Annotated in this window: 20 protein-coding genes and 1 pseudogene; 5 read left to right on the plus strand and 16 right to left on the minus strand. The window is 40.0% G+C overall.

What is annotated here, in order from left to right:
• The 8 genes and pseudogenes from AKA01nite_RS04865 to mgtE form a co-directional block, all read right to left on the minus strand.
• Nucleotides 1-317 (minus strand): annotated as a pseudogene (locus tag AKA01nite_RS04865) (ISLre2-like element ISAot1 family transposase); the annotation flags it as partial.
• A gap of 112 nt (nt 318-429) precedes the next feature.
• Nucleotides 430-2,802 (minus strand): endonuclease MutS2, encoded by a 2,373-nt coding sequence (locus AKA01nite_RS04870; RefSeq protein ID WP_146924199.1) that lies wholly within the window; start codon nt 2,800-2,802, stop codon nt 430-432.
• Between the two features lie 116 nt (nt 2,803-2,918).
• The gene (locus AKA01nite_RS04875; protein ID WP_146924200.1) at nt 2,919-3,479 is read right to left on the minus strand and encodes a CvpA family protein; all 561 of its coding nucleotides are present in this window, start codon (nt 3,477-3,479) and stop codon (nt 2,919-2,921) included.
• A gap of 32 nt (nt 3,480-3,511) precedes the next feature.
• On the minus strand, nt 3,512-3,772 hold the full coding sequence (gene zapA, locus AKA01nite_RS04880; protein ID WP_146924201.1) for a cell division protein ZapA: 261 nt from the start codon (nt 3,770-3,772) through the stop codon (nt 3,512-3,514).
• Between the two features lie 171 nt (nt 3,773-3,943).
• Nucleotides 3,944-6,361, minus strand: coding sequence for a phenylalanine--tRNA ligase subunit beta (pheT, locus tag AKA01nite_RS04885; protein WP_146924202.1), 2,418 nt, complete (start codon nt 6,359-6,361; stop codon nt 3,944-3,946).
• Between the two features lie 5 nt (nt 6,362-6,366).
• On the minus strand, nt 6,367-7,413 hold the full coding sequence (gene pheS, locus AKA01nite_RS04890; protein ID WP_186805101.1) for a phenylalanine--tRNA ligase subunit alpha: 1,047 nt from the start codon (nt 7,411-7,413) through the stop codon (nt 6,367-6,369).
• A gap of 313 nt (nt 7,414-7,726) precedes the next feature.
• Nucleotides 7,727-8,074: a winged helix-turn-helix transcriptional regulator gene (locus AKA01nite_RS04895; protein ID WP_146924203.1), complete on the minus strand. Its 348-nt coding sequence runs from the start codon at nt 8,072-8,074 to the stop codon at nt 7,727-7,729.
• Nucleotides 8,075-8,180: 106 nt separating this feature from the next.
• Nucleotides 8,181-9,548, minus strand: a complete 1,368-nt coding sequence (gene mgtE / locus AKA01nite_RS04900) for a magnesium transporter (protein WP_146924204.1) — start codon at nt 9,546-9,548, stop codon at nt 8,181-8,183.
• 701 nt (nt 9,549-10,249) lie between these two features.
• Here mgtE and AKA01nite_RS04905 point away from each other — a divergent pair.
• Nucleotides 10,250-10,669: a hypothetical protein gene (locus AKA01nite_RS04905; RefSeq protein WP_146924205.1), complete on the plus strand. Its 420-nt coding sequence runs from the start codon at nt 10,250-10,252 to the stop codon at nt 10,667-10,669.
• Between the two features lie 142 nt (nt 10,670-10,811).
• Here the strand turns inward: AKA01nite_RS04905 and AKA01nite_RS04910 are convergent, their stop codons facing one another.
• The 3 genes from AKA01nite_RS04910 to AKA01nite_RS04920 all read right to left on the minus strand — a co-directional run bounded on the left by AKA01nite_RS04910 (nt 10,812) and on the right by AKA01nite_RS04920 (nt 13,713).
• Complete coding sequence (locus AKA01nite_RS04910; RefSeq protein ID WP_146924206.1) at nt 10,812-11,339, minus strand: HD domain-containing protein; 528 nt, start codon at nt 11,337-11,339, stop codon at nt 10,812-10,814.
• A gap of 160 nt (nt 11,340-11,499) precedes the next feature.
• Nucleotides 11,500-12,264, minus strand: a complete 765-nt coding sequence (locus AKA01nite_RS04915) for a TrmH family RNA methyltransferase (RefSeq protein ID WP_146924207.1) — start codon at nt 12,262-12,264, stop codon at nt 11,500-11,502.
• 93 nt (nt 12,265-12,357) lie between these two features.
• On the minus strand, nt 12,358-13,713 hold the full coding sequence (locus AKA01nite_RS04920; protein WP_246116992.1) for a peptidoglycan DD-metalloendopeptidase family protein: 1,356 nt from the start codon (nt 13,711-13,713) through the stop codon (nt 12,358-12,360).
• 449 nt (nt 13,714-14,162) lie between these two features.
• Between AKA01nite_RS04920 and AKA01nite_RS04925 the strand changes: the two genes are divergently transcribed.
• Genes AKA01nite_RS04925 through AKA01nite_RS04935 form a run of 3 tightly spaced genes read left to right on the plus strand, consistent with a single transcriptional unit; the run spans nt 14,163 to nt 15,950 of the window.
• Nucleotides 14,163-14,534 carry a DUF5613 domain-containing protein gene (locus tag AKA01nite_RS04925; RefSeq protein WP_146924208.1) on the plus strand — a complete coding sequence of 124 codons (372 nt, stop codon included), beginning with the start codon at nt 14,163-14,165 and terminating at the stop codon, nt 14,532-14,534.
• 14 nt (nt 14,535-14,548) lie between these two features.
• A complete protein-coding gene (locus tag AKA01nite_RS04930) occupies nt 14,549-14,944 on the plus strand; it encodes a GNAT family N-acetyltransferase (RefSeq protein ID WP_146924209.1) in 396 nt (131 codons plus the stop codon).
• Nucleotides 14,928-15,950 (plus strand): GNAT family N-acetyltransferase, encoded by a 1,023-nt coding sequence (locus AKA01nite_RS04935; protein WP_146924210.1) that lies wholly within the window; start codon nt 14,928-14,930, stop codon nt 15,948-15,950. The genes AKA01nite_RS04930 and AKA01nite_RS04935 overlap by 17 nt, the downstream gene beginning before the upstream one ends.
• A gap of 53 nt (nt 15,951-16,003) precedes the next feature.
• Here AKA01nite_RS04935 and AKA01nite_RS04940 read toward each other — a convergent pair whose 3' ends face one another.
• The gene (locus AKA01nite_RS04940) at nt 16,004-17,701 is read right to left on the minus strand and encodes a M3 family oligoendopeptidase (RefSeq protein WP_146924211.1); all 1,698 of its coding nucleotides are present in this window, start codon (nt 17,699-17,701) and stop codon (nt 16,004-16,006) included.
• Nucleotides 17,702-17,902: 201 nt separating this feature from the next.
• Here AKA01nite_RS04940 and rpoN point away from each other — a divergent pair, with 201 nt between their 5' ends.
• A complete protein-coding gene (gene rpoN / locus AKA01nite_RS04945) occupies nt 17,903-19,183 on the plus strand; it encodes an RNA polymerase factor sigma-54 (protein ID WP_146924212.1) in 1,281 nt (426 codons plus the stop codon).
• 423 nt (nt 19,184-19,606) lie between these two features.
• On the opposite strand, the gene AKA01nite_RS04950 is transcribed toward rpoN, so the two are convergent.
• Genes AKA01nite_RS04950 through AKA01nite_RS04965 form a run of 4 tightly spaced genes read right to left on the minus strand, consistent with a single transcriptional unit; the run spans nt 19,607 to nt 22,909 of the window.
• A complete protein-coding gene (locus tag AKA01nite_RS04950) occupies nt 19,607-20,548 on the minus strand; it encodes a PTS system mannose/fructose/sorbose family transporter subunit IID (protein WP_146924213.1) in 942 nt (313 codons plus the stop codon).
• A gap of 19 nt (nt 20,549-20,567) precedes the next feature.
• The gene (locus tag AKA01nite_RS04955; RefSeq protein WP_146924214.1) at nt 20,568-21,365 is read right to left on the minus strand and encodes a PTS mannose/fructose/sorbose transporter subunit IIC; all 798 of its coding nucleotides are present in this window, start codon (nt 21,363-21,365) and stop codon (nt 20,568-20,570) included.
• A 28-nt stretch (nt 21,366-21,393) separates the two neighbouring features.
• The gene (locus AKA01nite_RS04960; protein ID WP_146924215.1) at nt 21,394-22,368 is read right to left on the minus strand and encodes a mannose/fructose/sorbose PTS transporter subunit IIB; all 975 of its coding nucleotides are present in this window, start codon (nt 22,366-22,368) and stop codon (nt 21,394-21,396) included.
• A gap of 49 nt (nt 22,369-22,417) precedes the next feature.
• A complete protein-coding gene (locus tag AKA01nite_RS04965) occupies nt 22,418-22,909 on the minus strand; it encodes a PTS sugar transporter subunit IIB (RefSeq protein ID WP_146924216.1) in 492 nt (163 codons plus the stop codon).
• Between the last annotated feature and the right edge of the window lie 2 nt (nt 22,910-22,911).

Here is a 22,911-nt window from a genome sequence, read left to right on the forward strand (position 1 = left end):
GGGGTTTGGCGAACTCTAGGCTTCAAGCCAATGGCTTGATCAAAAGGAATGATGCTTTTTTCTCCTTTTTTACGCATACGATGACGATTGAATTCAATCACCCCGAACGTCCATTGAATGGTACGCTTCTGGATACTATCTATTTCATACCCTTGTTCTTTGTACTCTTGGATCAATTCTAAATCAATTTGTTTAAAAGCTGCACAAAGTTGTTCCTGAACAATTTGTCGAAAAAGTATTTCTAAAGCTAATTCAGCTTCGAGTAACGTGTCTTGTTCCTTTAATATTTTGATGATTTTTGATATAATTTTATTCATAAGAAGACCTCTTTCTCTAGCGTTGTCGTTATCTCTAGATTAAGGGTCTTCTTTCTTTTTGTCCAGACCGATATTTTCCTCTTCCGACATTTATTTTACACATAGGATTGGATTATTTAAATGATACGATCGTTGCACCACTTCCACCCTGATTAGCGGGGGCATCTTTGAATGTTTTTACTTGAGAATGTTTTTTCAGATACTGATGAACGCCTTTTCTGACAGCACCGGTGCCCATTCCGTGAATGATCGTTACTTTGGGATAATTGGCCAGCAGTGCCTGATCCAGATACTGATCCACCTGATTTACCGCTTCTTCGACTCTCTCTCCTCTAACATCTATTTCTGTTGAAACACCGGCACTCGAGGAGCGTCTGACTGATACCCGCTGCTCAGGCTCTTTTTCTTCAGCCAACTGTACAAGATCTGATTCAGGGAGCTTCATCTTCAGCATCCCCATCTGCACGACCCAATGTGCATTATCTGCTCTTTCAATGATCGTTCCTTTTTGACCGAAGGATTGTACTTCTACACTACTGCCAACTTTCAGAGCTTTCTTTCGTTTTTGTTTCTTAAGGACTTTATTTCTTTTCAAGTTTTCTTCTTCAGCTTTTAAATTCGATAGGCGTGTCTGTGCGTCAATGAATTCGTGTTCTTTAAGCGGTTCTTTCATACGACCATCCAGTTGTTTTTGTCTCAAGTCATCAATGATCGCTTCAGCTTCTTCTTTTTTCTTATTCAAATATGTGTTTGCTTCATTTTTAGCTTTTTTCAGCAAGCGTTCTTTCTCTTCTTTATACGCATCGTATTCAGTCTTTAGTTCTTTATGGATGCGGCTAGCTTCTTTCAGCTCGTCTGAAGCTTTACCGGCCCGGATTTCTGCTTCTCTTCGTTTACTTTCCAGATCCTCGATCATCTGGTCGACACTTTGACTTTCCCCACTCATCAGTTGTTTGGCTGCATCGATGATCATTGAATCAAGACCTAAGCGTCTCGCGATCTCAAAGGCATTACTTCTTCCGGGAATGCCTATCAGGAGCCGATAGGTTGGACTAAGTGTATCGACATCAAACTCCATACTGGCATTGATCGTTTCGGGACGGTTGTATCCGTAAGCTTTCAATTCTGGATAATGTGACGTGATCATAACGTAGCTGCCATACTGCGCGATCGCATCTAATAAGGCAATGGCAAGCGCAGCACCCTCTTGAGGATCTGTCCCGGCACCCAGTTCGTCTAAAAGGATCAGACTTTTATCATCCATCTGTTTCATGATCTCAACGATCGTTGTCAAGTGAGATGAGAAGGTCGACAGACTTTGTTCAATCGACTGTTCGTCTCCGATGTCGGCATAAATACTGCTGAAGATACCCATCGTGCTGCCTTCTTCAGCAGGAATGAACAAACCTGACTGTCCCATCAATTGAAGTAATCCCAACGTTTTCAGTACCACAGTTTTCCCGCCAGTATTTGGACCCGTGACGATCATGGTTTTATATTCTTCACCAATGATGATGTCATTGGGAACCACTTCTCCCTCTTCAAGCAGGGGATGACGGGCCTGATAGAGTTCCACGTGATTTTCGCTGCTTACTCTTGGTTTGACTGCTTTGATCGTTTTTGCGAAGTGTCCTTTTGCCTGGATCACATCTAATTCAGTCAGCAAGAATAAATGCTCTTCTAAGTCTTTTCGGTAAGGTTCTATTTCAACTGTCAGTTCAGATAGTATCCGATCCACTTCATGTTTAGCTTCCACCTGGTATTGTCGCAGCCGGTTATTCAGATCAACAACACTTTGAGGTTCTATAAACAGTGTCTGTCCCGTAGAACTCTGATCATGCACGACCCCGCCGAATGTTGACCGGTTTTCAGCTTTTACCGGAATAACATATCGGTCATTGCGCATCGTAATCAAGGCGTCGGTTAAAAAACGTGCCTTAGAACCTTTGACAATACTCTCAAGTTTCTGCCGTGCCTGACTCTCTGTCTGTTTGATCCCAACTCTCAGACCTTTTAATTTCGCACTGGCATCATCCATTACATAGCCGCTTTCCTCGACAATGCTGAATATTTTTCTTTCCAGTTTAGTAAAAGGCTGCAATAAGTTTACTTTTTTATATAACTGGTTTAAAGGGAGGCCTTCTTCTTCTCTATTAGTGAAAAAGGTTTTGATCTCTCTCAGTGTTTTAAGCATTCGACCGATTTCCGAAATTTCTTTACCGTTTAGTGACCCCTGGATCCTTACCCTTTTCAGATGAGGACGAATGTCTTCAAATTGTGCCAGCGGGATGCCGCCATTTAAACGGATCAAAAGAGCAGCATCTTCTGTTTCTTCAAGTCTTTCCAGAATAATGTCTTTATCATTTGACGGTTTGATCATGCGTATTTTCTCTTTTCCCAATTTCGACACAGCATGTTCGCTTAACTTTTCAATGACTTTCTTGTATTCCAGTGTTTGATATGAAGATTTAAATATTTCCGTCATGCTTTCTCTCCTTTAACGTGATCCTTTAGTTACATTTATACTAACATGATAAAAAAGTTGATTGAAAGGCCTTGTTAAAGGGTTTCCTTCAATCAACTCTGTTCCATTAAAAATGATTACTCGTTTAAACCCTGCTCGATCCACCAGTTATAAACCTGTTTGGATAACTGAGGGGTGTCTGTGACGATGCTTCTTGCTAATGTACTGGATTCAAACTGATTCTGAACGATGGACATTGGTATCATTGAAAAAACAAAAAGGACTAAAAACACACCAACATAGTGTACAATAAAACTCAAAACTGCGCCTCCAGCGGCATTCAGCGTTCTGAGAACAGGTAAATCAGCTAAAGCCTGAAACAGCCCGCCGATGATTCGTGTGATCAGCCATCCGACAAATAATAGAACCACGAAAGATATGCCGTTGTAAAAAGGGCTGTCTAACTCAAACAGCAGATCCATCCGATATATTACAAATGGGTTGTCTGAAGCGGAGGATGGGGTCGGATAGGGAATAAACATTTCTGCATAGTTACTCAGTGTTTGATAATATTTCAAAGCAATCCAGAATGAGACTGCATAGCCAATAGTCAGTACTAGCTGAAGAATAAGTCCACGCCTTGCACCACTATAGAGCGATAATAGTAAGATTAAAATAATAATTCCTGTTAACAGCATACTTTTCTCCTAGTCTCTTACAGTCGGTCGCTTTATTCTTGTTCCAACTGTTTATATTTTTCTTTCATTTCATTTAATTCTTTGCGCATGGCCAACTGATCTGACACAGCATTAATAGCAAGCAAGATGGCCCTCTTTTCTTTGTCTAATCCTTTAGTCATTTCTTTAAGCTGATTTAATTGGTCATCTACAGTTTCTGAAACAACCTGCATATGCTTTTGAGGTTTTGAACCAACGATTGTGTATGTTTCGCCATCTATGGTTGCTTTGTATCTTCGTTTCCCTTCAGTCATGACACAGCCCCCTCGCTTTTCAAATTCTTTATTATGATAACATGAATTCATTTGTCGTGCATTAATTACTATATCTATTATACAGCTTTTTAAGTAGTCCTGAAATAAAAATCAAAAATACAATTAAAAAACAGGGCAGTATAAGGGCTGCCCTGAATTTGTTTTTACTTTTTATCTTATTTCTGCATGCAGATTTTCAACTAAAGCTGTTTTCAATTTTTCAAAGTCCGCTGTGACTTCTTCTTCTTTTAGAGTAGCTTCAAGATTCTGATAAGTCAGACTGTATGCCATGGATTTTTTGCCTTCTTCAATAGTATTTCCTTGATACAAGTCAAATAGTTTGACAGCTTTCAACCATTTTCCGCCATTTTGCTTCATCACAGACAAAACATCATCATGAAGGACGGTCTCATCCACGACAAAAGCAACGTCTCTTTTAGTTCCCGGATATTTTTGGATCGGCGCATGGATCAATGTGTCTTTTTCCGCATCAAGCAGGATGTCCATATCGATTTCAAATAAATACGTTTCTTTTAAATCACGGTCTTCCGCTAAAGCTGGATGCAACTGTCCAATGACGCCGACTCCCTTGTTCTGCCATCTGATTTCTGCTGTACGTCCCGGATGGAGTTCTTCAAAAGTCTGAGTAGGTACGAAGCTGATTTCGTCAGTGATCCCAAGCATGATGAACCATTCTTCCAATATGCCTTTGACTGCATAAAAATCAAAGTCCTGTTCATCTTCCTGCCAGTTTGCTTCAATTCTTGGCCCTGTCAATGCACCAGCCAGATGGGTTATTTCGTTCGGCAGTTTATTGTCTGAAACGGCATGAAACACGCGGCCGATTTCATAGAAAGCGACACGTTTATTTTGACGTGCAACGTTATACTGCACATTATCCAGCAGACCACTGAGCAGACTCATACGAAGCGCCTGATGTTCCGCACTCATTGGCCAGTCTAGTTTCACAGGGTCAGCATCGTGTTTCGAGAAAGCTTTGGCTTTTTCATTCGTCGTCAAGGCGTAGCTTATCGCTTGGGAAAGACCCGCACCTTCCATAAAGCGGCGTGTTTCTCTTACAAGCTGTTGTTTAGGCGTCAATTCACCTGGAATAGACTCGTTTTTGGGAAGCGTTGCCGGTATACGGGAATACCCATGTAAACGGGCCACTTCTTCAATGATGTCTGCTTCGATTTCTATATCCCAGCGTCTGGGCGGTATCGTAACAGTCAGGGGACGGGCTGATGTCTCCGTGTCAAATCCTAAGCGTTCCATTAATTGAACGACTTCATCCATAACAAGGCTAGTTCCTAATGTATGATTGATCGTATCCAGGGCTATCGTTACTTTTTTGTCCTCCGGCTGGATCGTTTCAACTTTTGCAACGCCACTTACAACTTGTCCGCTGCCAAGGTCCGCTATCAACTGTGCCGCATGATCCAGAGCCTGTTCTATCACTGCCGTATTTAATCCTTTCTCAAAACGAGAACTTGATTCACTTCTCAAATTGAGTGACTGAGCTGTTTTTCTGATGACACTTGACTCAAACAGTGCAGATTCTAAAGCGACCGTCTGAGTCTTTTCAGTGACATGGGTAGTCAAGCCTCCCATCACTCCTGCCAAGGCTACAGGTTCCCCATCATTTGTGATAACGAGATTGTCTGGATTCAACTCTCTCTTCAAGCCATCCAAGGTTACTAAACTTTCATCTTTTCTGGCTCTTCTGACTTTTATTTCTTTATCATTTAATGCATCATAGTCAAAAGCGTGCAGAGGCTGGCCATACTCAAGCATGATATAATTCGTGACATCTACAACAGCATCGATCGGGCGTATCCCAACATTCATCAGTTTACGCTGCAGCCACATCGGGCTTTCAACAACCTGCAGGTCTTTGATGATGCGCATTTTGTAAACAGGTGTGTCCTGTTCATCCTCTACGGAAACGCTAATATACTCATCAACATTTTCAGTTCGGTCATCAGAGACCATGATTTCGGGAAATACAGGTTTCTGATTCAATATTGCCCCGACCTCATGTCCGACTCCACGCATACTCAGAGCATCCGCCCGATTGGGTGTAATATCTAATTCGATATAGGCATCATCAAGTCCAATATATGGCAAGGCTTTATGCCCTGTCTTTGCGTCTATCGGCAAGATATAAATCCCGTCTTTTGCTTTTTTTGGTACAACAGAATCAGAAAAACCTAATTCCTGCAAACTGCAGATCATCCCATTGGATTCCACACCACGAAGTTTACTTTTCTTTATTTTCAAGCCATTAGGCAGCTTGACCCCTGGTAGTGCTACGATCACTTTCTGGCCTGCTTTAACATTAGGTGCTCCGCAGACGATACTTACCGATTCATCTTTCCCAATATTGACGACTGTTTTTTTCAGATGGTCAGAATCCGGTATTTTTTCTGCTGCCATTACTTTTCCGACAACGAGATTCTCCAAAGTCAAAGCCGGTAAAGTCACATCATCGACTTCAATACCTGTCAAGGTGATCTGGTCAGCCAAATCGACTGGCTTTATTTCACTTAAATCTAAATATTCGCTTAACCATTTTACTGATACTCTCATGATCTCTATCCCTTCCTCTTGAATTGTTCTAAAAACCGCTGGTCATTCAGATAAAAGTTCCGGATATCATTGACCCCATATTTCAGCATCGCGATACGGTCAGGCCCCATTCCAAAGGCAAAGCCGCCATATTTTTTTGAATCGATCCCAGACATTTCCAAAACGTCAGGATGAGTCATACCGGCACCGAGAATTTCGATCCAGCCTGTTTGTTTACAGACACTGCATCCTTTTCCTCCACATTTAAAGCAGGAGACATCCACTTCAACTGACGGTTCTGTGAACGGGAAGTAACTGGGACGCAGGCGTATTTCTCTTTCTTTTCCGAACATCTTCTGAGCTAGAAGCTCCAAAGTTCCTTTCAAATCCGCCATAGTAATGTTTTCATCGATAACTAAACCTTCGATTTGATGGAACTGATGCGAATGTGTCGCATCGTCAGTATCACGACGATACACCTTACCAGGACTGATCATTTTAAGCGGTCCTTTATCAAAATCATGCTGTTCAAGGGTTCGAGCCTGAACAGGGGATGTGTGTGTTCGAAGCAGAATATCTGACGTAATATAAAACGTGTCCTGCATGTCACGGGCGGGGTGATTTTGAGGCAGGTTGACGCGCTCAAAATTATAGTAGTCCGTCTCAACTTCTGCCCCTTCGATCACCTGATATCCCATGCCCAGAAAGAGATCCTCGATCTCTTCGATGATTTGAGTTAAAACATGGGTCTGACCAGTCGTCACTGCTTTGCCCGGCAGCGTCACATCGATCGTTTCTTCAGCCAGCTGCTGCTCTAATTTTTCCTTTTCAAGTTTTCCTTTTTCATCTGCTAAAATAACTGTAATGGCGTCGCGTACCTCATTTGCTTTTTTTCCTATGATTGGACGCTCTTTCGGTGACACATCTTTCATGCCTTTTAGAACATTGGTCACTTCACCTTTTTTTCCTAAATACTTGATACGCAGCGCTTCGATTTCTTTTAAATCCTGTGCTTCATTCACTTCTATTTTTGCCTTCTCCAGCAACGCTGATAACTTCTCTTCCATTTCCATCCTTAGGCTCCTTTACTTTATAAGTCAACGATTCTCTTTTTTTATATAAAAAAACCCCATCCCACTAGAGGGACGAGGTCAACACGCGGTACCACCCTTGTTCAAAAGTCTCCTTTTGCACTCATGCATAACGGCGCATACCGAGATCAACTGCTGATCTGCATATATCCCTGCTTGTTATGATAGACACTTTATATCATCTAAGCAGAGAATTGATGAAAGTGAACTTCCGCAAATGATCCAATCGATGTTTTCAGCCTGAGACATCGTTCTCTGGTCTTGTTTCATAGACGTACTCTTTTTCATCCTATGTTTAATCTATTTCGCAAACCCACTGGTCAGCCCATAATTGTACTTCAAGCATTACATTTTTTAGAGATTTACCTTTTTCTGTTAAACAATAACCTGATTTCATATCACAGTCATCATCCAGTTCTCTTGTAACGATATTTTCTTTTTCGAGTTCTTTCAAGCGTTCAACTAAAACGCGATCGCTTACTCCTGTTATCGCTTGAGAGATGTCTTTGAATCGTCGAGGTCCGTCCAATAATACATCAATGATCAGACCCATCCATTTTTTTCCTAAAATAGAAAATGTTTGTTCAAATTTTGGACAAATCACTTTTTCCTGATTTGTATTGACTGCAGGTGTTTCGATCATATGCTGTCACCTCTACTTTCACATTATCTAGTATACCATTAATAAGCGTTGAATGGTATATCCCTTCTGAAATTTTTGAAACATTCGATTGCATACATACTCATATTTATAAAAATTCAAGCAGCAAGGTTGCGATCGAAAAATATATAAGCAGACCTAATGAATCATTGATTGTTGTGATAAATGGTCCCGATGCGACGGCAGGGTCTATTTTAAACTTGGTGATGATCGATGGGATGATAGCACCGATGACTGTTGATAAGCTGATCGTGATAAACATTGAGGCACTTATGATCATCGCCAGTACAAAATTTTTATAGAACAAGGTGATCATTAACGCTAGTACCAAACTTGCAGCGACACCCATGAGCATCCCAGCGCCAAGTTCCGTTTTAATGGTTTGAAATAATCCGTCTCGATCTTTCTCGTCATCCACAGTTAAATTTCTGACGGCAACGGCCAGCGATTGTGTTCCTACGTTTCCTGCTGTGTCCATGATCATAGGTATGAATGCGGCCAGCAACACAACTGATTCAAGTGTTTCTTCAAATACCCCTATCAAACTGCCTGTGATCGTTCCTAAAAACAACAGAATGATTATCCAGGGTATACGGGATTTGGCGGTTGAAAATGCTGATGGTTTACGCCGGTCATCATCGCCTCGGCTTATAGCAGCAAATTCATTGAAGTCTTCCGTTGTTTCTGCCTCGATGATATCCATGACATCATCGACCGTAACGATCCCCTGCATCTTTCCATCAGAACTTAACACAGGAATAGCAAGCAAATCATAGTCCTGTATAAGACGAGCCACATCTTCCTGGTCGTCATTTATTCTAACAGAGACGGCCTGATTCGACATGATTTTCCCGACAATTTCGTCTTCAGGTGACAAGAGTAAATCTCTTAAAGATAACACACCTACGAGTTTATCTTGCCTGTCGATAACGTACAGGTAATAAATCGTTTCTGCCCGGCGACCAATCTGTCTCAATCGCTGAACTACCTCTGACATGGTTTCTGTATTGTGAATGGCTATAAATTCCTTGGTCATGATAGATCCAGCTGTTTCAGGTTCATACGATAGAAGTTCTTTAACACGCTGACTTTCTTCTTCATCCATCATGGCTAGCAGCGTTTGATTATCTGTTTCTTCACTTTCTGATAAAAAACGTGCAACATCATCAGCAGCCATAAAATTAAATACTTCTGCCATGTAGGCATCGGGTAGATACTGTACTGCGGATTCTTGATCCTCTGTGTCCATCCACTCAAATATTTCCGAAAACTCTTCTGCTGTTAAAAATTCAGATATTTTCCTTTTCTTATCCGGATACAATAAATGAAAGACTTCATGCTGATCTCGATCATGAAGTCTTAAAAATAAATCCCTGAACTTTTGCTTGTCATTCTCTTTGACAGCTTTAAAAATTTGTTCATACGTTTTTTGTTTAATACTTTTCAGTAATTTCATATTCATAAACCCCTTCTCATAAAAAGCCGAACACGAGACACTTTATTGAAAATTCGAGAACTTGTCTGGCTATAGACGATCGATGGTAATACTTTTCATAGTGATGTTTATAGCAATTCTCTTGTTGATACCTTAAGCAAAGTACATTCGATGATTTCAATCTAATACAATAAAAAACACGCTTTTTATGAGCGTATCAAGCATATGAACATATTAATATTTCAAACACCTTAGTCTTTTAGTATGTTAAACATCGTTTCAGATACTTCACTTAGTCAAGTTTAAACCTGGCAACTGACTTTATGAAATACTTAGACACTCCAAGCACAGATGTCTTCAACCGATGCCCTACCTTCCTGGAGTTCATTTAGCTCGCACTTCTATAATAACGAATCTGAAATATTCAATCAAGTTAATGTTTAGTTGTGTCGACTATTTTAAACGAGATGACTTTAGGACATATTTTTAGCAGGCTGGGTTATTCGACTATCTTTACTGCTTCTTCGACTGGTTCAAGTCATTTGTTACTGTTAGTATGTCAAAGAACGCCATCGTTCACCGATTCTCTCACAAATCTATATGATGTATCCAAGCCTGCCTTAACTACGCTATCACGAGCCAAATTTTTGTAAGGGGGCCAGTGTTTCATTATACTTAAGTGTAAAGATGACGTTTTAGTCATTCAACGAGGAGGAATGAATATGAAAAACAAAAAAATAATCGTCTTATTTCTTACGGCTTTAACACTGGCTGGGTGTACTGATGAGAGTGACCCAGGTGAAACAGAAGCGCTTGATCCAATTGAAGAAGAAGCTGCAGTGGAAGAAGAACCTAATGAAACAGTCGTGACAGAAGAAGAACTTGCCCCTGTGAGTGAAGAAGAAAAAAATCAGGCAGAAGTGATAGATGATATTGACACATACGAAGAATTCAAAACACAAGATGTTTTTGAACCTACTGATTATGATGCTCACTTAATTACCGATAACAGTAACACACGCGTTATTTTGTTCAGTGAAGGGGAAGAACAAGTGTACAAGTCTATTTTCATTAAAGAGGATAACCGGTTAAAAATCATTGATTTACAAAATGACCAGTTACTTATCAATTCTCCATTGTAAAAACAGTTAAATTCTTTTACACTTTAAATCACTTTTTTATGTGCATACTACTTTAGTAGAATAATTAAAAAACTGTTTCTATTTATGTCACAAGTAAACGACATAGTTAGAAACAGTTTTTTTCAGTTAATTGTTTAATCGATCAAGCATGGACGACTCTTAATTTCATACCCCACTCAGAGACTTTCTTTTTAGCTCGTATTCTCAGCGGTGTAGAAATTTCATTCATCGCACAATACTTATCCACACATGTGACAACAAAGCTTTCTTTATAACGTGGTAAACCAACCTTTGTAGTCGTCAGAAACATATGCTTTAGTATAATATCTTTTTCAAGTTCACTTAATTCAGTTAACTGCTCTGCATTTTTTACAGCAATTTTTGGATGAACATGATTGTGTGATCCTTGATTCATTGAAGCAATTTCTTCCCTGTTTTCATGGAAAAAATCATGCAATAATCCGGCACGAGCTATTGCTCTTACGTTCAGTTTCAAACGTTTAGCTATTTTGTAACTGACGTAAGACACAAACAATGAATGGATCAAGCGCGTTGTGTAGTGGTGGTGAGTGATATCATTTAATTTTAGTAAGTTTTCATTTTCAAGTAAATCTTCGACTAACGCCATATAGTCTTTGTCAATTTCCCAGATTGAACGAACAAATTCCATGGAACGTCTCCTTCATTTTATAGATCATTGATTTAACGCAATATAACGGTTTGCGCTACTGACTACTATATTACTATCTATAAGATTAAAAGAAAAGCAGTTCTTCGATTTAATTCGGATTATGTGGGCATGTGTGTCCAAATTGTCAATGCATCGTCTTTTATCGGTAAAGGGCAAACATAAGAATACCCGCAGCGATCGCGACATTCAACGACTCAGCCTGTCCTTTGATCGGGATAAAGAGATTTTCTGTAGTTTTTTCAAGTAAAGAAGCATTTACACCGTTTCCTTCATTGCCAACGATCAATCCAAAGCGATTCATCGGTTCGACTTCCCGGAAAGATATGGCTCTTTCATCCAAAGCCGTACCAAAAACAGGCATGTTCTTTTCAGAAAAAGCCGTTATCCATTTCTTGAGATCATCATGAATAATGTTTAAATGAAAATGACTGCCCTGAGCTGAACGGAGTGCTTTAGAATTATATAAATCGACCGTTCCCTCACCTAAAATCACTCCTTCAAAACCTGCAGCATCAGCGGTTCGTATCAGGGTTCCAAGGTTACCGGGATCTTGGATCTCATCAAGCATCAACACCGGTCTCAAGCCACTCAATTCCTTTACTTTTTCAGGCATTTTAATAATTGCCAGTATTCCCTGTCCTGTTACGGAATCACTTAACAACTTAATAATGTCTCTTGTGACAACGGCCACATCAAACTCAGCCTTTTCATGATAAGAGGCATATGCTTCTATCTTTTCACTGCTGATGATCAAGCTTTCTATCACTGCTTGTGATTTCATGGCTTCTTCTACTAAGTGAGGCCCTTCAACAATATATTTGCTTTGTTTTTTTCTTCCTTTTCTAGTCAATAATTTTTTCCAGTTTTTGATCCGTTTATTCTGTGTGGATTCGATAATTTCCATCTTCATACTTCCCCTAACTTTTAGTTTCTTCTAAACAGTATACAGAAACAGAAAAAAGAGAGAAAGCTTTTCACTCTCTCTCTTTTTTTACTTTTATCGGATATAATTCATAGCGTTAACTGGGGTGCCATTTTTATAAACAATAAAGTGTAAATGAACACCTGTCGAACGACCTGTCGTCCCCATGATACCCAGCTGTTGACCCTGTGATACACGCTGTCCCGGTGCGACACTTAAATTAGACAACATGTGTGCATACAATGTTTCAAATCCGTCACCGTGATCAATGATAACACGGTAACCGTATGTTCCAGAATAAGAAGCAGATTTCACTACTCCGGCACGAGTTGCACGAATCGGACCACCGCCTGCAATATCTGTACCATTATGGAAAGAACGTTTCCCTGTTACTGGGTGGACGCGGTATCCAAAGTGAGAAGTATAACGACCATTTGCCGGACGCAACCATCCACTGCTTGATTGGGAGCTGTTTGATGAAGAGCTGTTGTTTGAACTGTTTGAAGACGTTGATACTTGTGTGTCCTTCTCTTCTTTAGCTTTGGCTTGAGCTCTTGCTTCAGCCTCTGCTTTAGCTTTAGCTGCAGCTTCTTTTTGAGCTTTTTCCTGTGCAATACGGATAGCTTCCTGTCTGGCGCGTTCTTCTTCAATAATACGCTGCTTTTCTGCCTGCATTTCTTTATTCAAGGTACTTGTACGTTCTGCAATGATTGCCTGTTCATTGATAAATGATTCTCTTTCTTCTGAGGTCATCTCATATTTTTCTGCAATCTGAATAATTTTATCATCCAGTTCTAGACGCTGGTTAACTAAATTATTACGGCTGATTTCAAGTTGTTTCTTTACATCTTCCATTTCTTTGTGTTCGGCTTTGACTTGTTTTTCATTTTCCTCTAAAGCTTTCTGATCAGCTATCTGTGCTGCCATAATATCCTGGTTGGCATTTACTAGTTTACTTACGACGCTGATACGCCCCACTAAATCTGAAAGACTTTCAGCAGACATGATCAGATCAATAATATCTGTAGGACTAGCATTCGTTTGTACAGAACGCGCTTGTGATTCAAGCTGTTCATTTCGTGCATCGATTTGTTTCTGCAGCTGAACGATTTCTTCTTCCAGTCGCTTAATTTCTTTTTTTATCCGTTCTATTTCTTTTTCCTGCTCATTTATTTCTACAACCAATGTATCAATATCAGCTTGAAGTTCTGAAACTTCTTTTTCCAGCTGTGCTTTTTCATTTTCCAAAGACTGCATTTTCTCTTCACGGTTAGCTATTTCACCGCTCACTTTTTGTGACTCTTCTTTTAATTGCTGTTCTTGCTGTTCTAACTGATTTAATTTTTCAGAAGCATCGACTGCCATCGGACGTACTAATGGGGCAGCGAGCATAATTGAAGCCATTGCTGAGATAATGTGTTTTTTATTCAATGTGAGAAACTCCTAATTCTATTGATTTTCTAAGTATTTTTTTAATTGTTGAATGTTTGCGTATTTCTTTCACTAGTGACATCATAGCATAATCTTTAAATTTTTAGATTTAAATCCAATGACAAAAACTGCGGGATTTTGTTACACAATTGTATTATTTGAAGAAAGATTGACAGCCACTATAATAAAAAAACGTTGGTATACAAGCATTCTTACTTTATTTTATTTTTTATGACCAAATATACTGATCAAAAATTAGTGAACAAAAGTTGACAAAACTGATTACCTCTTGACACTTTTATTATCAATCAGACAGGCTGGATTGTTTTTTTTATTTCAGTACCTATGTTTTTAAATATAATCTAACGGCTCACCACCAGTTTCCACTTACAGTTTGCTTGTGTATTTGATATTCTATATTATGTACAGAAAGAAAGAAGGAGTAATTTATGGTCTCGTTTAAATCCATAGCTACACATAGTCATTGTGTTGATGAAAATGAATTCTTTGAGCATTACTTTGATCCCGACGCTTTATTTAGATATGATTCCAATTTTTTTCAGTTAAAATACTCACCTACAAAAGAAGAGTTTTTACTGATCGAAGATATGCAAGAATTTTTTGCAATACAGAATGGCTTGGAGCATATTAAATTTTACTGGCCTCAAGATGAAGGCATTCGAGTCGATACACTGGATTATTTAAATGAAAAAATTATGGACTTGAAAAACTGGAACTTTATTCCCTTGATCCTTCGCGTTATATCAGGAAAAAGGAAAATACAGATATTACGATTGAAGTTATTGAACCTTTTCGTTTAGAAGTGTTTAAAAGATTGAATTATAAAGAGGATTTAACGATCTCAAAAAGCTATGCCGAAGCTATGAGAACTTATTATGACCGCCTCTTTAATGATCCGTCAGTCCGTTTAGTATTAGCCAGTTATCAAGGTTCACCCGCAGCTTCGTGTATTTTGATCAGAAGTGATGAAGGTTTTGAAGTCGATGATTTGTTTACTCTGCCTGCTTTCAGGCGAAAAGGAATCGCTCGTGCACTGCTGGATCAGGTGGTGACGATGGCTTTGAAAACTAGGGCTGCTGTTTTCCTGCTCGTTGATGCTGAAGATTCTCCTAAAGAAATATACTTAAATTCAGGATTCGAACGCGTCGGCTTTCGTATCGGGGCACAAAAAATTATCGGAGAGGGAGTTTTGAATGATAAAACATATTAGACGCTTGACTGCAGACGATTTGAGTGCTTATCAAAAAATGCAGACTGGGTTGGAAGTAGATTATATGCTGGACGCTTTTACACGTATTACTGATGCCCCCAATTATCTTTATGGTCTCTTTGTTTCTGATAATCTGGTTGCTTTGTCCGGTTTCAACTTGTTTCAAAACCATTATGCGATGCTTGGCCGATTACGCACAGATGTTAGATACAGAAATCAAGGCTACGGGACTGAAATCATGCAGTTCAGTTTGGAAAAAGCACTGTTGATGGAAAATGTGCATTGGATCGGTGCCTATACTGAATCAACGAATAAGGCTTCTCAAAATGTGTTTAAAAAAATCGGTCTAGCTCCTGCAGACACACATTATGCGGCTAAGGCTGATTCAGTCACTGATATGACAACACCTGACGCTGCTCTCTGGCAAGAAATAACTGATGCTTTTGAACAAAAGGAGTGGTTGAATCGCACCTACTTGAATCCTTCCTTTGATAAACATGTCTTTCCTTTTGAAGCATATTATCCTTTCCCAGTCAGTCAGGAATTATTTGACGATCTACCTGCTCATTGGCGCTTTTTTCAGAATAAAAAAAAATCCCGCTATGTCATCCTGTGGGAAGAATATGTAGGTGCGCGTTACCTGCATGTGGTGTATCCCTGGCATGACTTTCTTAAACAAACAGGTTTATTTAAAACAGTACAAACAGTGCTTGAATCATCCCAGGAAAAAGACTCCAGTACGAGCTTGTGGTGGGACTTCTCAGAACTAGAGTCAAAAACTCTGCCATTCAGTCATCCTTTTATACTTGGGACACCTTGGGTTTTATATGGGGCGTCTAAACACAAACTGTTAAGTGACGACTCTTCTGAATCTTTGAAAAGAGCCTATCAATTTCTGGATGATCTAGAAGAAGAATTGAAAGATTTAGAACAAATCACTGAATCACAAACAAAAAAACTAGCCTCACTTGACAATAAGTTAGGGAATAATGATTTAACCAATTAAAAAACATAACTGCCTGATCAACTGGTTGTGATCGGACAGTTATGTTTTTTGACTTATATGTTTTTATCATCCACCGCTTCCAGCACCTCATCGATCGTTTTTATAACACTTTTAAGAGAGCCTGTTTCAAAGGGTGACTTAAGATTGGCCGCCTCCACTGTTTCAAGAAAACTCTTTGTGCCGCCAGCTTCACAGATCCGCATATAATCAGTCCATGCTTTTTCATCTTCATCCACTATGGCACGCTTAAAGAATTGAAGCGCACACACTTGAGCAAGGGTGTAGTCGATATAGTAAAACGGCGAAGCAAAAATATGACCTTGTCTATACCAGTAGGTTCCTTTATTTAAAAAGTCACTTTCTGAGTAATCGCGTTGGGGGATATACATTTTCTCAAGTTTTCTCCATGTCGCTTTACGTTCTTCTGGTGTCCACTGAGGATTTTCGTATACTTCATGCTGAAAGTGATCGACAAGGACGCCATAAGGCAGGAAACAGAGCGTTCCACTTAAATGGTCAAATTTATATTTTTCGGTTTGCTCTTTAAAGAAAAGCTCCATCCAGGGATAAGTGAAAAATTCCATACTCATAGAATGGATTTCACACGTTTCAAATGTTGGAAACACGATTTCCGGTTGTTTGATCCAGCGCGACTGAAAGACCTGGAAAGCATGCCCTGCTTCATGAGTCAGAACATCGATATCAGCAGACGTCCCATTAAAGTTTGCAAAAATAAATGGCGCTTTATGATCAGGAACGTAAGTACAGTAACCTCCGCTTGCCTTGCCTTCTTTTGAAAGGAGATCGACGAGGTCATTATCAAACATGAAATCAATGAATGCTTCTGTTTCTTTGCTTAATTCATGGTACATTTTGCGACCGTTCGAAATGATGTAATCAGGATCGCCTTTTGGTGTGGGATTACCGTTTGAAAACTGCAGCGCTTCATCATAGTGTTTCAGATCTCTGATCCCGATACGCTCGGCTTGACGATCAGCCAGTTTCTTTGTGATCGGAACAACGTAATCAAGAACCTGCCGGCGATAGACTTCAACCATTTCGCGGTCATAATCATACCGCTTCATCCTGACATAACCTAATTCAACAAAATCATTGTATCCAAGTTTTTTGGCGATCTGATCTCTGACTTGAACAAGTTCATCAAAGATTTCATCGATTTTTTCTTCGTTTTTTTCAAAGTAACTCAACTGCGCCTGGCTTGCCTTTTTTCTAACATCGCGATCTGTTGACTGCAGATAAGGTCCGAATTGTGACAAAGTCAATGTCTTTCCATCAAACGCGATTTCCGCTGCAGCAATAAGTTTCTGATAATCACTGCTTAATTGATTTTCCTTTTGTAGAAGTTCTATGAGGCTTTTATCGAAAGAATCCAATTCATACTGCATATTCTGGACAAATGTCCTCGGATACGACTGTCTGATTTCGTCTAAATAGGGTGATGCAAGAATCGCTTTGTAATACTGGGTATTCAATTCCTGGTAAAGTGGGCCGTATTCGTTCCAGTAATTGTCTTCCTTTTCGTAGAAGTCATCCTTCGTATCGATCGAATAGCGTATAGAAGCTAATGTAGCCATGGAATCCAGCGAAGAGATCAAAGCAGATATATCATCGATCGCCTCTTTAACTTCATCTAATGATTCAGCATTTTGCAGCTGCGTGACGTGTTTGATAAAGTCTTTTTTAAATGTTTGAAAATCAGGTCTCTTGTAAATATACTCTTGGAATTTCATTTACTTCCTCCTTGTTTTATTCAGTTGATAACAGTATAGCATACACCTTTCAATTTCAATATATTTATTGTCAGTGAACACTACTATCGCTTTAAAGAGAGGCTCTTTTTTTAAACCACTATTTGTTCTGGTATCATTTTTATATCATTTTAATACAGATGATCCTTTTTATGTTAAACTAATTTTGAAAGGAAGGATGGTATGGAATTCCAACATCAGCCTCAACAGATCCAGAAACAAAAACAAACTTATATTCCGAATTTACTGCAAGGCGTGCACCTGCTTCAATTGAATCGGGTCGATCTGTCCACATACTTAACCAATCAAATTCTCGAAAATCCGTTCATTGATATTCCTGAACAGGAAAGTCACCTTGTGCAATCCGCCTTAAATGAAACGGCTTCAGCCATCGAACAGACGACAGCTGGAAAGCCGTCACTTTATGAATTTTTAAAGGAACAAATCGAATTGTTTTACAGGAAAACATATTTAAGGGAATTGTTGTTCTGGTGGGTCAATCAGCTTGATCACCGAGGATATGTGACGAAAGCCTTAGATGAAGCGGTGGAAGAAACGCACGCTTCTAGGGTGGAGCTTCTTGATGCCTTGACTCTGCTTCAACAGCTTGATCCTCCGGGCATAGGCGCGCGTGATCTTAAAGAATGCCTGCTTCTTCAAACAGAACGGCTGGATTTTGCACCACCGATTGCTTATATTACGATCGAAGAAAACCTTGATTTGCTGACAGACAAAAACTGGGACGTACTTGCCGAGATTTATACTGTTGATAAAACAGAAATCAAAAACGTTTATTCTTTTATTCAAAAATTGACACCTTCACCGGGTGAGTCTTATCAGTCGACTTTTACACCTTTTGTTCTTCCTGAGCTGAGTGTCAGCATTGAAACTGATGAATTAGTCATACGGGAAACTAAATATAAAACACCATTAGTCAGCTTTAATCACAGCTATTTCGACGAACTGAGTGATTCCAGCGATCCTGACCTTAAATCTTACATCAAAGAGAAAAAGAAAGAATACGATACTCTGCAAACAAGTCTATTAAAACGCAAAGAAACTATTAAGCAGGTCGGAACGGCCATCGTCATGCATCAACACGCTTATTTTAAGAATCCTGATGCTCCTCTCGTTTCCCTGCAGTTGACAGACCTGGCTCAAGAATTGAACTATAACCAGTCAACGATCAGCCGCGCAGTGAGGGAAACTTATATCGAAACACCTTACGGGATCAAAGAATTGAAATCATTTTTATCTCGACGCTCAAATCAGTCTGACATGTCGAAAGATTATATCGAAAAAGTACTTCTTCGTTTGATTGCAGAAGAAGATTCGTCTAAACCTTTATCTGATCAATCTCTATCAGAGGCATTAAAAGCTGAAAATATCTCTTTATCGCGGAGAGGAGTGGCTAAATACCGCAAAGAATTAAATATTCCTTCCTCTGTGCAACGCAAAGACTGATCATAATTGACTATGTCCCCTCTTCTTGTAATGGAACATAGTCTTTTCTGATACTTTGATTTAATGTTTGGCTGATCCGTTTTTCTAAGTGTGATGAATCTGTCAAAGTGTGTGGTGTTCGGCTGATTCGATGTCTAGATTATTATTTATCTGCCGAACCTGTGCCAACTTCGGACGGTTCGACTTTTTAAAAGCGCTGATTGTGCCGAAGCGTGCAATGTTCGGCTGATTCGAGATACATTACCGTATTTTATCTGCCGAACATTCAATTTTACATCATTATCACCTTCCATATAATAATGAAAGAGTCGAGCAGTCTCGACTCTCTACCTCTCATATTAAGTTCAGTACAGTAAAAAACACTTCCCGAACAATGACACGTCGCTTAACGGTCCATTTTCAGGAAGTGCTGTTTCATTTAATTTATCCTAGAATACCTAAGACGTAGCCGATAACACCGACGACGAAAATACCAGCTATAATTGTGATTGGACTGATTTTCTTGCGTAATAACCATACACAGAAGAGTGTCAATAGTAAAGGCGCAACTCCTGGCAGTAGCTGATCTAATGTATTCTGTAGTGTAGTGACTTCTTCAGGTTGGATTGCCATACCTGCTTGAATGTCTGCTACTACATTTCTCAACATATCTCCGGATAAAACACCTTCGTTCGCGGCTTCTGATATAGCGGCAAAGTCAATCATATCTGTTTCCGCATTTTCAATCCGACTGATGACCATTGGGAAATTCATGGATGTCCAGCGTGGTACCAGTACCCCCATGATGAACATACCTAAAACAGATGCACCTTGAGTCAATTTCTGCATCAAGCCACCGGATAAGTTCTGAGTAATGTTACCGCCTTGAACATAACCGAGCTCCTGTGAATACCACAAGAAAGCCATACGAATAATGTTCCATCCAAGGAAGAAGATGATTGGGCCTAACCAACTTTCACTCAGTGCGAGAGATGCTGCGAAAGCTCCAAGTACAGGTCTCAACGTTCCCCAGAATACCGGGTCACCAACACCTGCAAGAGGTCCCATCATACCGATCTTGACCCCTTGAATAGCCGCATTATCGATATCTTCTCCAGCAGCTTTTTCTTCTTCAAGTGTTAAAGTCACACCAAGTACAGGTGCAGCCAAATATGGGTGTGTGTTAAAGAATTCCAAGTGTCGCTTAAGTGCCAGTGAACGATCTTCTTTTGACGTATATAACTTTTTGAGCGCTGGAATCATGGAATATGCCCATCCAACGTTCTGCATACGTTCAAAGTTCCATGAAGCTTGTAAAAATTGACTTCTCCAAAAAACTTTTAAACGGTCGCTTTTACTTAATTTAAATTTATTTTTTTCATCCATAGTTTTTCAACGCTCCTTTTTAATAATCGTTTAAGATATCATCGAGTGGATCGCCGCCGCTGGAGCTCCCTCCACCGCCGCCACCCTGATTGAAATCAGGTGAAAACTGCAGATAAAGCAGAGCCAGAACAACACCAATGATACCCATAGCGATAAGGTTCAATTCGCCAACTGCTGAAAGTGCAAAACCTAAAGCGAAGAATACCCACAGTTTTGGTGTAGCCATCATATTGATAACCATTGCATAACCAACAGCAACGATCATTCCACCGGCAACAGCAAGTCCACCAGTCAACCACTCTGGAATAGCGTTCAATCCATCTGTTACCAGTTCAGCAGGAACGGCTAGAATAATACCAGCTGGAATCGCAATACGCAAACCTTGCAGCATCAATGCACCCAAGTGAAGCAGTTCGACTGCTCTAAATGAGCCTTCTTTTGCTTTACCGTCGGCAGCGTGAGCAATACCGACAGTCAATGTACGAACGAAAATCGTTAGTACTTGACCAGCGATTGCCAATGGAATAGCCAAAGCGATACCTTCTGAAACATCTGCACCGCGTAAAGTTACTAAAATAGCTGAAGCTATAGATGCAAGTGCAGCATCAGGTGCTACCGCGGCACCAATGTTCATCCAACCTAGGGCAATCAACTGTAATGTCCCACCAAGCAGTAAACCCTGGATCGGGTTACCTGTAACAATACCAATCAGTGTACATGCAATGATCGGCTGGTGGAACTGAAACTGGTCCAATATTCCTTCCATACCTGCTAAAAAGGCAACTAGCAAGACTAATATAATAACAAAAATATTCATAATTTAATTTCCCTCCTTGAAATCTATCTTAATCAACGTATTTCGTTTTTTTCAGTAATGGCCATATATCTCTACTCTGGTCTGACGGCACCTTACGAACGTCGAAAGTAACGCCATGATCCTGCATTTTTCTGAAAGCTTCCACGTCGTCTTTGTCTACAGAAAGGACATTATTGATCATAACTTTCCCTTCTGAGTGGGCCATTGAACCGACGTTTACTTCGTCGATCTCAACGCCGCCTTCAATCACACGCAAGGCATCTTGTGGATTTTCGAATAAAAGCAAAGCGCTAGTTTTACCGAAACGCGGATCTTTAGCAACTTCGATCATTTTTTTAATAGGTACAACATTAGCTTTAATTCCTGGTGGTGAAGCTTGCGTGATCAGGCTCTTACGCAAGTCATCTTCAGCAACATCATCTGAAACAACAATGATACGTGTTGGCTGAACATCCTTTGACCAGGCCGTCGCCACTTGTCCGTGTAGTAAACGTGAGTCGATTCGAGCCAGACGAATATCGATTTTCCCATCACCTACGACCGTTCCTTTCGGCAATGGCTTGCTGGGTTCTTCGTTTTTCGTTTCTTCAGCTGCTTCTTTTGGCTGTAGGCTCTCAGGTCTAACTTTCACGCTGTCTTTTCCTGGTTCAATAATGGCTTTAGCGATGTCTTGTGCTTTATCCATTCCAAAACGGCCCGTAAAGGCTTCGATCAGCATACCTAAGTTAAGTCCGGCAACAATAGCCCACTTGTCTTTATGATCCTCAAATAATGTGTTGGCCTGATTAAATGGTGTGCCACCCCATAGATCGACTAAGAATAAGACTTCATCTGAATCGAATGAAGCAATGGCTTCTTCCATTTTGCGTTTGATGTCGTCAGGTCCTTCACTTGGCATTAATGTGACGGCTTTAACGTTTTCCTGTTCTCCTACAATCATTTGTCCTGACTGTAAAATACCTTCAGCAAATTCACCATGACTTGCCAATATAATTCCTACCATTTATTTCCCTCCTACTATCAGCATCTCCTGCTGATTTTTTCTGTAACATTCATACAAAATCCCCTTTTTTCAGTACCTCGATCATTTTCAGACGACGGTCACCGGGAACCTTTCTGATTTCCAGGTCGATACCCTGGTCATTTAAATACTTAAAAGCGTCGATATCAGTCTGGTCAACGGAAATAGAGTGGGTCACCATCTGTTTCCCCTCAGAGTATTTCATCCCGCCTATGTTGACACTGTCGAAACTTAAACCAGATTTATGGACCCTCATGACATCTTTTGGATTTGAGAATAAGAGCATGACTTTTACGTCAGTCATTAAAGGATGTCCGGCAATATCGTTAAGTTTATTCACAGACACAACATGAGATTTAACCTCTGGTGGAGCTGCCTGTGTCAGCAGCATCTTTTGAAGCGAATTACTTGCAGCATCATCACTCACCACTATGATTCGACTGATGCCTGTATATTTTGACCATGTGGTTGCGACCTGTCCATGAATAAGACGATCATCTATGCGAATCAATCGAATATTCATTG

The sequence above is a fragment of the Alkalibacterium kapii genome, assembly GCF_007988865.1.
Taxonomy (GTDB): Bacteria; Bacillota; Bacilli; order Lactobacillales; family Carnobacteriaceae_A; genus Alkalibacterium; species Alkalibacterium kapii.

Coding starts and splice junctions, on each gene's coding strand:
- pheS (WP_186805101.1), bottom strand. CDS start 7,413: ATGGAAATGGAAGAGAAGTTATCAGCGTTGCTGGAGAAGGCAAAAATA.
- rpoN (WP_146924212.1), top strand. CDS start 17,903: ATGGAATTCCAACATCAGCCTCAACAGATCCAGAAACAAAAACAAACT.
- AKA01nite_RS04910 (WP_146924206.1), bottom strand. CDS start 11,339: ATGGAATTTGTTCGTTCAATCTGGGAAATTGACAAAGACTATATGGCG.
- AKA01nite_RS04870 (WP_146924199.1), bottom strand. CDS start 2,802: ATGACGGAAATATTTAAATCTTCATATCAAACACTGGAATACAAGAAA.
- AKA01nite_RS04925 (WP_146924208.1), top strand. CDS start 14,163: ATGGTCTCGTTTAAATCCATAGCTACACATAGTCATTGTGTTGATGAA.
- AKA01nite_RS04965 (WP_146924216.1), bottom strand. CDS start 22,909: ATGAATATTCGATTGATTCGCATAGATGATCGTCTTATTCATGGACAG.
- AKA01nite_RS04875 (WP_146924200.1), bottom strand. CDS start 3,479: ATGCTGTTAACAGGAATTATTATTTTAATCTTACTATTATCGCTCTAT.
- AKA01nite_RS04960 (WP_146924215.1), bottom strand. CDS start 22,368: ATGGTAGGAATTATATTGGCAAGTCATGGTGAATTTGCTGAAGGTATT.
- AKA01nite_RS04895 (WP_146924203.1), bottom strand. CDS start 8,074: ATGATCGAAACACCTGCAGTCAATACAAATCAGGAAAAAGTGATTTGT.
- pheT (WP_146924202.1), bottom strand. CDS start 6,361: ATGAGAGTATCAGTAAAATGGTTAAGCGAATATTTAGATTTAAGTGAA.
- AKA01nite_RS04955 (WP_146924214.1), bottom strand. CDS start 21,365: ATGAATATTTTTGTTATTATATTAGTCTTGCTAGTTGCCTTTTTAGCA.
- mgtE (WP_146924204.1), bottom strand. CDS start 9,548: ATGAAATTACTGAAAAGTATTAAACAAAAAACGTATGAACAAATTTTT.
- AKA01nite_RS04950 (WP_146924213.1), bottom strand. CDS start 20,548: ATGGATGAAAAAAATAAATTTAAATTAAGTAAAAGCGACCGTTTAAAA.
- AKA01nite_RS04935 (WP_146924210.1), top strand. CDS start 14,928: ATGATAAAACATATTAGACGCTTGACTGCAGACGATTTGAGTGCTTAT.
- AKA01nite_RS04940 (WP_146924211.1), bottom strand. CDS start 17,701: ATGAAATTCCAAGAGTATATTTACAAGAGACCTGATTTTCAAACATTT.
- AKA01nite_RS04915 (WP_146924207.1), bottom strand. CDS start 12,264: ATGGAAATTATCGAATCCACACAGAATAAACGGATCAAAAACTGGAAA.
- zapA (WP_146924201.1), bottom strand. CDS start 3,772: ATGACTGAAGGGAAACGAAGATACAAAGCAACCATAGATGGCGAAACA.
- AKA01nite_RS04905 (WP_146924205.1), top strand. CDS start 10,250: ATGAAAAACAAAAAAATAATCGTCTTATTTCTTACGGCTTTAACACTG.